The 12,447-nt window shown below is 62.6% G+C and carries 12 protein-coding genes; 9 read left to right on the top strand and 3 right to left on the bottom strand.

Annotated elements, in window-relative coordinates:
* Window positions 1–2 precede the first annotated feature (2 nt).
* The 6 genes from ACJ8HA_RS10085 (at window position 3) to ACJ8HA_RS10060 (ending at window position 5,962) form a co-directional block, all read left to right on the top strand.
* On the top strand, window positions 3–1,877 hold the full coding sequence (locus ACJ8HA_RS10085; RefSeq protein ID WP_442515319.1) for a dipeptide ABC transporter ATP-binding protein: 1,875 nt from the start codon (window positions 3–5) through the stop codon (window positions 1,875–1,877).
* Window positions 1,878–1,900: 23 nt separating this feature from the next.
* Window positions 1,901–3,436 carry a glutathione ABC transporter substrate-binding protein GsiB gene (gene gsiB, locus ACJ8HA_RS10080; RefSeq protein WP_025302140.1) on the top strand — a complete coding sequence of 512 codons (1,536 nt, stop codon included), beginning with the start codon at window positions 1,901–1,903 and terminating at the stop codon, window positions 3,434–3,436.
* A gap of 52 nt (window positions 3,437–3,488) precedes the next feature.
* Entirely contained in the window at window positions 3,489–4,409 is a 921-nt protein-coding gene (gene gsiC, locus ACJ8HA_RS10075; RefSeq protein ID WP_025302141.1) for a glutathione ABC transporter permease GsiC, read from the top strand.
* Window positions 4,410–4,418: 9 nt separating this feature from the next.
* Complete coding sequence (gene gsiD / locus ACJ8HA_RS10070) at window positions 4,419–5,327, top strand: glutathione ABC transporter permease GsiD (protein WP_442515318.1); 909 nt, start codon at window positions 4,419–4,421, stop codon at window positions 5,325–5,327.
* An 81-nt stretch (window positions 5,328–5,408) separates the two neighbouring features.
* On the top strand, window positions 5,409–5,651 hold the full coding sequence (locus ACJ8HA_RS10065; protein ID WP_079449478.1) for a type II toxin-antitoxin system CcdA family antitoxin: 243 nt from the start codon (window positions 5,409–5,411) through the stop codon (window positions 5,649–5,651).
* A 2-nt stretch (window positions 5,652–5,653) separates the two neighbouring features.
* Window positions 5,654–5,962, top strand: a complete 309-nt coding sequence (locus ACJ8HA_RS10060) for a CcdB family protein (RefSeq protein WP_025302144.1) — start codon at window positions 5,654–5,656, stop codon at window positions 5,960–5,962.
* Between the two features lie 39 nt (window positions 5,963–6,001).
* Here ACJ8HA_RS10060 and fghA read toward each other — a convergent pair whose 3' ends face one another.
* Genes fghA through ptrR form a run of 3 tightly spaced genes read right to left on the bottom strand, consistent with a single transcriptional unit; the run spans window position 6,002 to window position 8,934 of the window.
* Window positions 6,002–6,844, bottom strand: coding sequence for an S-formylglutathione hydrolase (gene fghA / locus ACJ8HA_RS10055; RefSeq protein ID WP_015377214.1), 843 nt, complete (start codon window positions 6,842–6,844; stop codon window positions 6,002–6,004).
* Between the two features lie 14 nt (window positions 6,845–6,858).
* Window positions 6,859–7,983 (bottom strand): S-(hydroxymethyl)glutathione dehydrogenase/class III alcohol dehydrogenase, encoded by a 1,125-nt coding sequence (locus ACJ8HA_RS10050; RefSeq protein WP_043142415.1) that lies wholly within the window; start codon window positions 7,981–7,983, stop codon window positions 6,859–6,861.
* 30 nt (window positions 7,984–8,013) lie between these two features.
* Complete coding sequence (gene ptrR, locus ACJ8HA_RS10045) at window positions 8,014–8,934, bottom strand: putrescine utilization regulator PtrR (protein ID WP_049208871.1); 921 nt, start codon at window positions 8,932–8,934, stop codon at window positions 8,014–8,016.
* A 105-nt stretch (window positions 8,935–9,039) separates the two neighbouring features.
* Between ptrR and ACJ8HA_RS10040 the strand changes: the two genes are divergently transcribed.
* The 3 genes from ACJ8HA_RS10040 to yeiB all read left to right on the top strand — a co-directional run bounded on the left by ACJ8HA_RS10040 (window position 9,040) and on the right by yeiB (window position 12,358).
* Entirely contained in the window at window positions 9,040–10,197 is a 1,158-nt protein-coding gene (locus ACJ8HA_RS10040) for a YbfB/YjiJ family MFS transporter (protein WP_043142422.1), read from the top strand.
* 243 nt (window positions 10,198–10,440) lie between these two features.
* Window positions 10,441–11,106, top strand: a complete 666-nt coding sequence (folE, locus tag ACJ8HA_RS10035) for a GTP cyclohydrolase I FolE (protein ID WP_004938969.1) — start codon at window positions 10,441–10,443, stop codon at window positions 11,104–11,106.
* 79 nt (window positions 11,107–11,185) lie between these two features.
* A complete protein-coding gene (gene yeiB / locus ACJ8HA_RS10030; protein ID WP_442515317.1) occupies window positions 11,186–12,358 on the top strand; it encodes a DUF418 domain-containing protein YeiB in 1,173 nt (390 codons plus the stop codon).
* Window positions 12,359–12,447: the final 89 nt, after the last annotated feature.

Raw genomic sequence — 12,447 nt, 5'->3', positions numbered from 1 at the left:
GTATGACCGACGTTTCATTCCGGCCCGCCGGCGACGGGTTGTCATTGCCGCCGCAGCGGGTGCTGACGGTGCGCGATCTGAGCATCCGTTTTCCTCAAGCGGACGGCGCCGTGGAAGCGGTGCGCAACCTGTCGTTCGATCTCGATCGCGGCGAGACGCTGGCGATCGTCGGTGAGTCCGGCTCTGGCAAATCGGTGACTTCACTGGGACTGATGCGGCTGGTGGAGCAGGGCGGTGGGCTCATCGCCAGCGGCGCCATGACGCTGCGCCGGCGCGACGGCGCGTTGCTCGATCTGGCGCACGCCTCGCAGAGCACGCTGCGCACGGTGCGCGGCGCCGACATGGCGATGATCTTCCAGGAGCCGATGACCTCGCTCAACCCGGTATTTCCGGTCGGCGAGCAGATCGCCGAATCGCTGCGCCTGCATCAGAGCATGGACCACCGCAGCGCGCGTCAGGAGGCGCTGCGCATGCTCGATCTGGTGCGCATTCCGGAGGCCAAAGAGGTGCTGGGGCGCTACCCGCATCAGCTTTCCGGCGGCATGCGCCAGCGGGTGATGATCGCCATGGCGCTCTCCTGCAAACCGGCGTTGCTGATTGCCGATGAACCCACTACCGCCCTCGACGTCACCATTCAGGCGCAGATCCTGCAGCTGATCCGCGTGCTGCAACAGGAGATGCAGATGGGGGTGATCTTCATCACTCACGACATGGGCGTGGTGGCAGAGATAGCCGACCGGGTGCTGGTGATGCGCCGCGGCGAGCAGGTGGAACAGAATCGAGTGCGTGAATTATTCGCCGCGCCGCAACAGGCCTATACCCGGGCGCTGCTGGCGGCGGTGCCGAAGCTGGGGGAGATGGCCGATCGGCCGCTGCCGGCGAAGTTTCCGCTGGCGGATGGCGAGGGGGATACGGCGCCGCAGGATACCGTGCCGCCAGACGCTGCGCCGATCCTGCGGGTGGAGCATCTGGTCACGCGTTTTGATCTGCGCGGGGGGTTGTTCAATCGGGTCACTCGCCGGGTGCACGCGGTAGAAAACGTCAGTTTCGATCTTTACCCTGGCGAGACGCTGGGGCTGGTGGGCGAGTCCGGCTGCGGTAAGTCCACCACCGGGCGCGCTTTGCTGAAGCTGGTGGACAGCCAGAGCGGCACCATCACCTTCGCCGGGCGGCGGATAGACCAATTGAAGGGGCCGGCGCTGCAGCATCTGCGGCGCGATATTCAGTTCATCTTTCAAGATCCTTACGCCTCGCTCGATCCGCGCCTGACGGTCGGTTTCTCCATCATGGAGCCGCTGTTGGTGCACAACGTGATGTGCGGCCGTGAGGCGGAACGGCGGGTGGCCTGGCTGCTGGAACGCGTCGGTCTGCAGCCGGAGCATGCGCGCCGCTATCCGCACGAATTTTCCGGCGGCCAGCGCCAACGCATCTGCATCGCGCGCGCGCTGGCGCTGAACCCGAAAGTGGTGATCGCCGATGAAGCGGTCTCGGCGCTGGACGTGTCGATTCAGGCGCAGATCGTCAATCTGCTGCTCGATCTGCAGCGTGAGTTCGGCATCGCTTTTCTGTTCATTTCACACGACATGGCGGTGGTGGAGCGTATCAGCCACCGGGTGGCGGTGATGTACCTCGGGCAAATTGTCGAGATCGGCCCGCGGCAGGCGGTATTCGACAATCCGCAGCACCCCTATACCCGCAAGTTGATGGCGGCGGTGCCGGTAGCCGATCCCGCTCATGCCCACAAACGGCAGCCGCTGCCGGCCGATGAGATCCCGAGCCCAGTGCGCGCACTGGGCGATGAACCCGTTACCGCACCGCTGGTGCAGGTTGGCGCCGGGCACTTTGTCGCCCGCCACCCGATCGCCGGTGCTTTTTAAAGACCTCAGGAGAGACAAGCGACATGAAGCACACATTCAAACGCAATGCGCTGTTGGCCGCCATACTGCTGGCGGCGGGAACCGGCCCGGTTTGGGCGGCGAAGGACGCGGTGATTGCCGTGGCGTCCAATTTCACCACTCTTGATCCTTACGACGCCAACGACACGCTGTCGCAGGCGGTGGCCAAGTCTTTCTATCAGGGGTTGTTCGGCTTCGACAAGGACATGAAGCTGGTGAACGTGCTGGCGGACAGCTATGAGGTCAGCAAAGACGGCCTGACCTATACCGTCAAACTGCGTCAGGGCATTAAATTCCACGACGGCACCGCGTTCAACGCCGAGGCGGTGAAGGCCAACCTCGATCGCGCCAGTAACCCGGACAGCCACCTCAAGCGCTACAACCTGTTCAAGATGATCGACAAAACCGAGGCGGTGGACGCCAATACGGTGAAGATCGTGCTGAAGGCGCCGTTCTCGGCGTTCGTCAACAATCTGGCGCACCCGGCGGCGGCGATCATCTCCCCGGCGGCGCTGAAGCAATACGGCAAAGAGATCGGTTTCCACCCGGTCGGCACCGGGCCGTATCAGTTCGTGACCTGGAACCAGACCGATTTCGTCAAGGTGAAGAAGTTCGACGGCTACTGGCAGCCGGGGCTGCCGAAGCTCGACAGCATCACCTGGCGCCCGGTGGTGGATAACAACACCCGCGCGGCGATGCTGCAGACCGGCGAGGCGACCTTCGCCTTCCCGATCCCTTACGAGCAGGCCAAGGTGCTGGAGGGCAACGCCAAGCTGGACGTGGTGGCTGCGCCGTCGATCCTGCAGCGTTACATCAGCATGAACGTCACTCAAAAGCCGTTCGACAACCCGAAGGTGCGCCAGGCGCTCAACTACGCGATTAACAAGGACGCGCTGATCAAGGTGGCGTTCGCCGGTTATGCGGTGCCGGCGGAAGGGCCGGTGCCGCCGGCCATCGATTTCGCCGCCCGCTACAAGCCGTGGCCGTACGATCCGGCCAAGGCGCGCGAGCTGCTGAAAGAGGCCGGCTACCCGAACGGCTTCACCACCACGCTGTGGTCGTCCCACAACCACAGCACCGCGCAGAAAGTGCTGCAGTTCACCCAACAGCAGCTGGCGCAGGTGGGGGTGAAAGTGACGGTGACGGCGATGGATGCCGGGCAGCGCGCGGCGCAGGTGGAGAGCGTCGGGGTGAAAGACACCGGCGTGCGGCTGTTCTACACCGGCTGGTCGGCCTCGACCGGGGAAGCGGACTGGGCGCTGTCGCCGCTGTTCTCCACCCAGGCGGCGCCGCCGAAGCAGTTCAACACCGCGTTCTACAGCAACCCGCAGGTGGACAAGGATCTGACCGACGCGCTGGCGACCACCGATCGCGCCGAGAAGCAGAAACTGTATCAGGATGCACAGGATCGCATCTGGGCCGACGCGCCCTGGATCTTCCTGGCAACCGAACGTCTGTTGTCGGCCAACAGCAAACAGCTGAGCGGCTTCTACGTGATGCCGGATACCTCGTTCAACTTTGATAACGCCGATCTGAAATAAGGCGCCCATCCCCGCCTGCGGCCAGACGGCGGCAGGTGGGGGAAGGAATGAGATGCTCAATTATTTTCTGAAACGACTGCTGGGCCTGATCCCGACGCTGCTGATCGTGGCGGTGCTGGTGTTCCTGTTCGTCCACCTGCTGCCGGGTGATCCGGCGCGGCTGGCGGCGGGGCCGGAGGCCGACGAGGCGGTGGTGCAGCTGGTGCGCAAGGATCTGGGGTTGGATAAGCCGCTGCCGCAGCAGTTCGCGCACTTTTTCGTCAACGCGCTGCGGGGCGACTTCGGCATCTCGATGGTGTCCAAGCGCCCGGTGAGCGAAGAGATTGCCTCGCGCTTTATGCCGACCTTCTGGCTGACCGTCGCCAGCATGCTGTGGGCGGTAGCGTTCGGCCTGGCGATCGGCGTGGTGTCGGCGGTGTGGCGTAACCGTTGGCCGGATCGTCTCGGCATGACGCTGGCGGTATCGGGGATCTCGTTCCCGGCCTTTGCGCTCGGCATGCTGCTGATGCAGGTGTTCTCGGTCGAGCTGGGGTGGCTGCCGACGGTGGGCGCCGACAGCTGGCGGCACTACATTCTGCCTTCTATCACCTTGGGGGCGGCGGTGGCGGCGGTGATGGCGCGTTTTACCCGCGCTTCGTTCGTCGAGGTGTTGCAGGAGGACTACATGCGCACCGCGCGCGCCAAGGGCGTGCGGGAAAGCGTGGTGGTGATGAAACACGGCCTGCGCAACGCGATGATCCCGGTAGTGACCATGATGGGGCTGCAGTTCGGCTTCCTGCTCGGCGGTTCGATCGTGGTGGAGAAGGTGTTCAACTGGCCGGGGCTGGGGCGCTTGCTGGTGGACTCGGTGGAGATGCGCGATTACCCGGTGATCCAGGCCGAGGTGCTGCTGTTCTCGCTGGAGTTCATCCTGATCAACCTGCTGGTGGATATGTTGTACGCGGCGATCAACCCGGCGATTCGTTACCAATGAGGAGGCGGCATGATTAAGCATTGGCGGCGCAACGCCGCACTGAAGGCGATGCCGCTTATCGACCCCAACGCGGTACGCACGCCGTGGGGCGAGTTTTGGCGGCGTTTTCGCCGCCAGCGGGCGGCGCTGGTCGCCGGCCTGTTGGTGCTGCTGCTGATTGCGGCGGCGCTGCTGGCGCCTTATCTGGCGCCGTTCGATGCGGAAAACTATTTCGATTACGACCGGCTGAACGAAGGGCCTTCGCTGATGCACTGGCTGGGGGTGGATTCCCTCGGACGCGATATTTTCAGCCGCATCCTGATGGGCGCGCGCATTTCGCTGGCGGCCGGGGTGTTCTCGGTGCTGGCGGGCGGGGCGATCGGCACCCTGCTGGGGCTGCTGGCCGGTTACTATGAAGGCTGGTGTGATCGCCTCACCATGCGCGTCTGCGACGTGCTGTTCGCGTTTCCCGGCATTTTGCTGGCGATCGGCGTGGTGGCGATCATGGGCAGCGGCATGGCCAACGTGATCGTCGCGGTGGCGATCTTTAGCATTCCGGCCTTCGCCCGCCTGGTGCGCGGCAATACGCTGGTGCTGAAGCACCTGACCTATATCGAGTCGGCGCGCAGCATCGGCGCCTCGGACTGGACCATCATCCTGCGGCACATCCTGCCAGGCACCCTGTCTTCGATCGTGGTCTATTTCACCCTGCGCATCGGCACCTCGATCATCACCGCCGCCAGCCTGTCGTTTTTGGGCCTGGGCGCCCAGCCGCCGACGCCGGAGTGGGGGGCGATGCTCAACGAAGCGCGCGCCGATATGGTGATCGCGCCGCACGTGGCGATCTTCCCCAGCCTGGCGATATTCATCACCGTGCTGGCGTTCAACCTGTTGGGCGACGGATTACGCGACGCGCTCGATCCCAAATTGAAGGGGTGAGGGCATCGCTGAATTGGCATACCCCTGTTTTACGAGTATAATTGATGAAAATTTGACCCGTGTATATTACAGGGATGAGGTATGGATATGGCAAATAGCAATGTGACGAAAAAGACAGTCAACGTAACCATCGATCGCGATCTTTTCCAGCGCGCAAAATCCCTGGGCGTCAATGTGTCATCCGTATTGACGGACGCATTGAGCGTCCGCGTCAGGGATATTGAGATTCAACAGTGGCGCGAGCAAAATCGCGCGGCGTTAGAAGAGCTTAATCGTATCACTGAAGAAAATGGTTTGTTGTCTGATGAATATCGGACATTTTAAATATGCAATTTACCGTATATGACAATACGTATCCGGCATCAGCCTATCCCTACTTACTGGACGTTCAAAGCGATCTTATTGATGTCCTCTCGACCCGGTTAATGATCCCCCTTTATGCTTTGGATAACGTCAGGGTTAAAATTTCTGCACGTTTATGCCCGGAGATTGAGGTCAACGGCGAAAAGTTTCTTGTTATGACGCATGAGATGGCTGCCGTACGTATTTCGCAGATTGGGAAGGCCGTTGGTAATGTCAATGAGCACAGGAATCAAATTAAAGCCGCTATCGATTTTCTGATTGATGGCTTTTGAATAAATCCGGACGGGTTAATAACCGCCCGGATTTTTTTATTAGCGGAACAGGTGCTCGGCGTGGAAGCGCAGGTGATCTTCCACGAAGGTGGCGATGGTGAAGTAGCTGTGATCGTACCCCGGCTGAATGCGCAGCGTCAGCGGCCAGTCGCGCTGGCGCGCCAGTTCGGCCAGCCGCGCCGGCTGCAGCTGATCGGCCAGGAACTGGTCGTCATCGCCCTGATCGATAAGGACCGGCATTTTCTCCGCGCCGCTGGCCAGCAGATGGCAGCTGTCGTACTGCAGCCACTGGCTCTCGTCGCTGCCCAGATAGGCGGTGAATGCCTTGCGGCCCCACGGCACCTGGCACGGGTTGACGATCGGCGCGAACGCCGATACCGAGCGGAAGCGCTGCGGATTGCGAAACGCCATCATCAGCGCGCCGTGGCCGCCCATCGAGTGGCCGAAGATCGACTGACGATCGCTGACGCTGAAGTGCTGTTCGATCAGCGCCGGCAGTTCGGCGCTGATGTAGTCGTACATGCGGAAGTGGCGATCCCACGGTGCCTGGGTGGCGTTCAGGTAGAACCCGGCGCCCTGGCCCAGATCGTAACCTTCGTCGTTCGGCACCTCGTCACCGCGCGGGCTGGTGTCCGGCATCACCAGCACCAGGCCCAGCTCGGCGGCGATGCGCTGCGCGCCGGCCTTCAACGTGAAGTTCTCGTCGTTGCAGGTCAGCCCCGACAGCCAGTACAGCACCGGCGGCGGGTTGTCATCGCGCGGCGGCGGCAGGTAGATGCTGAATGTCATGTTGCAATTCAGGCTCTGCGCCGCGTGGCGATAACGCTGTTGCCAGCCGCCGAACATGCGGTGCTCTTCGAGAAGTTCCAATGACAGCGTCATCTCTGCCTCCTGGCTTATTTGTCGAAGTGGATGACGGAACGGATCGATTTGCCTTCGTGCATCAAATCGAACGCTTCGTTGATCTGCTCCAGCCCCATGGTGTGGGTGATAAAGTCGTTCAGCGCGAATTCGCCGTCCAGATAGCGCTCGACGATGCCCGGCAGCTGCGAACGGCCCTTGACGCCGCCGAATGCCGAGCCGCGCCAGACGCGGCCGGTGACCAGCTGGAACGGCCGGGTCGAGATTTCTTCGCCGGCGCCCGCGACGCCGATGATCACCGATTCACCCCAGCCCTTGTGGCAGCACTCCAACGCGGAACGCATCACGTTGACGTTGCCGATGCACTCGAAGGAGAAGTCGACGCCGCCGTCGGTCAGCTCGACGATCACGTCCTGAATCGGTTTGTCATAGTCTTTCGGGTTGATCAGATCGGTAGCGCCCAGCTTGCGCGCCAGATCGAACTTGCTGGTGTTGATGTCGATGCCGATGATGCGGCCCGCGCCGGCCATCTGCGCGCCGATGATCGCCGACAGGCCGATGCCGCCCAGGCCGAAGATCGCCACGGTGTCGCCCGGCTGCACTTTGGCGGTGTTCATCACCGCGCCCATGCCGGTGGTGACGCCACAGCCCAGCAGGCACACTTCTTCCAGCGGCGCTTCCTTGTTGATTTTCGCCAGTGAAATCTCCGGCACCACGGTGTATTCGGAGAAGGTGGAAGTGCCCATGTAGTGGAAGATCGGCTTGCCGTCCTTGAAGAAGCGGGTGGTGCCGTCCGGCATCAGGCCTTTACCCTGGGTGGCGCGGATCGCCTGGCACAGGTTGGTCTTGCCGGATTTACAGAATTTGCACTCGCCGCACTCCGGGGTGTAGAGCGGGATCACGTGATCGCCGACCGCCACGCTGGTGACGCCTTCACCGACCGCTTCCACCACGCCGCCGCCCTCGTGGCCGAGGATTGCCGGGAACACGCCTTCCGGATCTTTGCCGGACAGGGTGTAGGCGTCGGTGTGACAAACGCCGGTGGCGACGATCCGCACCAGCACTTCGCCTTTTTGTGGTGGCATCAGCTCGACTTCTTCGATCTTCAGCGGCTGGTTCGGGCCCCAGGCAACGGCGGCGCGGGTTTTGATCATCTCCATCATAGTCTCCTCAGTGGTTTTCTTTTTAAATCAGGCGATATCGATAACGTCTGATAAATCGTTGGGGGTGCTTTCATCAACAGCGGCGATTTCCGTCTGTTCAATAATCAATTCTTTCAGCGCGCGCACGTTCGGCCCGAACGCGTCGCGGCGCCACAGCAGCCAGGTGGCGGTGTCGGCCACGTCAGGTGGCAGAGTGTGAACCCGGACCCGCTCATGGCCCGGCAGCAGGCTGAGCACCGAATGCGGGATCATCGCCAGCCCGGCGCCGCTGGCGACGCAGGCCAGCATGGCGTGATAGGACTGGATCTCCATAATTTGCCCCGGCCGCGCGCCTTCGCGCTTGAACCAGGCCTCCAGCCGCAGGCGGTAGGAGCAGCTGGCGCGAAAGGCGAACAGCGTTTCGCCGTTGACGTCTTTGGCGCTGTGGATCGGCGCGTGATCGAGACAGGAGATCACTACCATATGTTCAGGATAGGCGATGCAGCCGTTCAGCTCGTCATAGGGCACCGGGCCGTCGACCAGCGCCGCCGCCAGCGTGCCGGCGCGCACCCGATCGGCGATTTCGCCGGAGGTGCCGGTGGTCAACGACAGCGAAACCTGCGAGAAACGCTGGTGGTAAGCCGCCAGCAGCGAGGGCAGGCGGGTGGCGGCGGTGCTCTCCATCGAACCGAGGGCGAAGTTGCCCGCCGGTTCGCCGGCGTGGGTAATGCTCATCGCCTCGTCGCTCAGCGCCAGGATGCGGTTGGCGTAGCACAGAAAGTTATGGCCCATCGGCGACAGGCGCAGGCGCTGTTTTTCGCGGATAAACAGATCGGCGCCCAGCTCCTGCTCAAGCTGGCGCAGCCGGGTGGTCAGGTTCGACGGCACGCGGTGCAGCTGCTCGGCGGCGCGGGCGACCGAGCCGGTTTCCGCTACGCAGCAGAACATGCGAAGCTGGGTCAGATCCATAATATTCTCGTTTCGTGATGAACTTGATAACTATTATTCAGTTTTTGTGAGTTTAATACTGCGGCATGATACTGGCAACTTTCTTTTAACCTTTTGGATACCGGTATGGCTTTACGTATTGCCTTGAGCGGTTTTGCCGCGCTGATCGTCGCGATGGGCATTGGCCGCTTCGCTTTCACCCCGCAGGTGCCGCTGATGATCGCGGAACATCAGTTCAGCCTCACCGGCGCCGGGCTGGTGGCGGCGATCAACTATTTGGGCTACCTGTGCGGCGCCTACGACGCGATGCGCGCCACGCGCCACGTCGAGCGGCGCCTGTGGCTGGGCGTATGGGGCGCGATGGCGCTGACGCTGCTGTCGGCGCTGGCGCAGGATGCATGGACGCACGGCGCGCTGCGCTTCGTCATCGGCTGGGCCAGCGGCTGGGCGATGGTGCTGGTGGCGGCCTGGACCAACGAGCGGTTGGCGCACTACGGCCGGCCGGCGCTGAGCGCGGCGGTATTCGCCGGGCCGGGCGCCGGCATCTTCCTTAGCGGCATGCTGGCGGTGGGCATCAACGCGCTGGGGCTGACGGCGGCGCAGGCCTGGCTGGTGTATGGCGGGCTGGCGCTGGTGCTGGTCGGGGGGATTAGCGCCTTTCTGCCGCGCAGCGGCGAGCTGCATCGCCCGGACGTGGCCCCGGAGCCGCTTCTGCTGACGCCGGCGCTCAAACGCCTGGTGTGGAGCTATAGCCTGGCCGGCTTCGGCTACATCCTGCCGGCGACCTTTTTGTCGCAGATGGCGGCGGCGCGCTTTCCCGCCAGCCTGTTCGCGCAGTTTGTCTGGCCGGTGTTCGGCGGTGCGGCGGTGCTGGGGATTGTCATCGGCATTCTGACCCGCCATCGGCTAACTACCCAGACCCGGTTGGCGATCACGCTGTGGATACAGGCGTTGGGCGTGCTGAGCGCCGAAGCGGTGCCGGGCGTGGCCGGCCTGGCGCTCGGGGCGGTGCTGACCGGCGGCGGCTTCCTCTGCGTGGTGCAGCTCGCCCTTCAGCACGGCCGTGAACTGGCGCCGCGCCATGCGCGCTACATGGCTGGATTGCTGACCACCGGTTATGCGATCGGCCAACTGGTCGGGCCGATGCTGTCGGCGCTGTCGACCGCCATGACTCATCGGCTGGAGCCGGCGCTGTACGTGGCGGTGGCGGCGCTGTTGGTGGCCGGTGCGCTGGTAGTGAATACCCCGGCGCGGCGATTGGCGCAAAAAACGGCGATGCGCTGATTAAAATCCATACAAAAAAAGCGGGATCCCGCAGCCGGCCTGATTGTGCTAAATGCGAATATTTCACCTGCGGATGAAGCACAATCACTGGATAATCGCCGCGCTCTCATCTACAGTGGGGCAAAATCTTGACCGGGTTCACGTTATCCATCACGAAAACTCTGCCGTCACGAGAGCAAGCAATTCGCCGGCCGCACGCCCTACCAGGCCGCCGGCGGGTTCCGTCCGCAGGAGAACAAATACATGACATCATTAAGTAAAGAAGCCGCGCTGGTGCATGCGGCACTGGAAGAGCGTGGTCTGGAGACACCGCTGCGCGGGGAAGTGCTGGATCGCGAAACGCGCAAGCGTCGTATCAAAGAGCACATGACTGAAATCATGCAGCTGCTGAATCTCGATCTGTCTGACGACAGCCTGGCGGAAACGCCGCATCGCATCGCCAAAATGTATGTCGACGAGATCTTCTCCGGGCTGGACTACGCCAACTTCCCGAAAATCACCGTCATCGAGAACAAGATGAAAGTGGATGAGATGGTGACGGTGCGCGATATCACGCTGACCAGCACCTGCGAGCACCACTTCGTCACCATCGACGGCAAGGCTACCGTGGCCTATATCCCGAAAGACTCGGTGATCGGTCTGTCGAAGATCAACCGCATCGTGCAGTTCTTCTCCCAGCGTCCGCAGGTGCAAGAGCGTCTGACCCAGCAGATCCTGGTCGCGCTGCAGACCCTGCTCGGTACCAATAACGTGGCGGTATCGATCGACGCGGTCCATTATTGTGTCAAGGCGCGCGGCATTCGCGACGCGACCAGCGCCACCACCACCACCTCGTTGGGGGGGCTGTTCAAGTCCAGCCAGAATACCCGCCAGGAGTTCCTGCGCGCGGTGCGTCATCACCAGGGGTGATGGCGTTGCGGGGCGACTCGCAATAGCATAACAGGCGCCTGCGGGCGCCTTTTTCATGAGCGGAAGACAGCGATAAAAAATGAACAGTCATCCTCTGCCGCGCATCGCTACGCTGGACTGCGTGCGCGGCATCGCCATCCTCGGCATCTTATTGCTGAACATCAGCGCCTTCGGCTTGCCGAAGGCCGCCTATCTCAACCCGGCCTATTTGGGGATGCCGTCGTCGCGCGATGCCTGGACCTGGGCGCTGCTGGATCTCTTCGCCCAGGCCAAGTTCCTGGCGATGTTCGCGCTGTTGTTCGGCGCCGGGTTGCAAATGCTGCTGCGGCGCGGCAAAAGCTGGATCCGCGCGCGGCTGTCGTGGTTGGTGCTGTTCGGCCTCGCGCACGCCATCTTCCTGTGGGACGGCGATATTCTGCTGGCCTACGGGCTGATCGGCCTGGTGTGCTGGCGCATGATCCGCGAGGCCAAAGAAACTTTCCAACTGGTGAAAACCGGCGTGGTGCTCTACCTGATCGGCGTGGCGGTGCTGCTGCTGCTCGGTTTTATCTCGCACGGTGAACCGGGCAGCTTCTGGCAGCCGGGCGTGGCGGAGTTGCAGTACGAGAAGTTCTGGAGGCTGCAGGGCGGTTTCGAAGCCTGGCGCAGCCGCGCCGATCTGCTCTCGTCCAGCCTGCTGGCCATCGGCGCGCAGTATGGCTGGGAGCTGGCGGGGCTGATGCTGTTCGGCGCCGGGCTGATGCGCAGCGGCTGGCTGCGCGGCAGCTACTCATCCGGCTATTACCTGAGGCAGGCGGCGTGGCTGCTGCCGCTTTCGGTGCTGATCCAGCTGCCGGCGGTGGCGCTGCAATGGCAGGTGCAGTGGGACTATCGCTGGAGCGGTTTCCTGCTGCAGGTGCCGCGTGAGCTGGGCGCCCCGCTGCAGGCGATGGGCTATCTGGCGCTGTGTTACGGTTTCTGGCCCGCACTGTCACGCCTGCGCATCGCCCACTGGCTGAGCCAGGTGGGGCGCATCGCGCTGAGCAACTACCTGCTGCAAACGCTGATCTGCACCACGTTGTTTTATCGCTTCGGTCTCTATGAGCAGTTCGACCGGCTGCAGCTGTTGGCGTTCGTGCCGCTGGTCTGGCTGGCCAACCTGGCGTTTTCCGTATTGTGGCTGCGTTATTTCGCTCAGGGGCCGATGGAGTGGCTGTGGCGCAAGCTGACGCAGCTGGCCGCCGGCGAAGCGGAGCCCAAAACGCTGAAATGAGTGCCGATCGGCAGGTTAAAAAAATGTATGTAAACGTTTTCTTTCCTGTGACGTAATTCACGCGAGCAGCGGGCCAATCGGGGTAGGAT

This window comes from Serratia sp. CY33802 (assembly GCF_052169095.1).
Classification (GTDB): domain Bacteria; phylum Pseudomonadota; class Gammaproteobacteria; order Enterobacterales; family Enterobacteriaceae; genus Serratia; species Serratia bockelmannii.
Note: the sequence above shows the minus strand (reverse complement) of the source record. Positions and strands in the feature narration are given on the sequence as shown.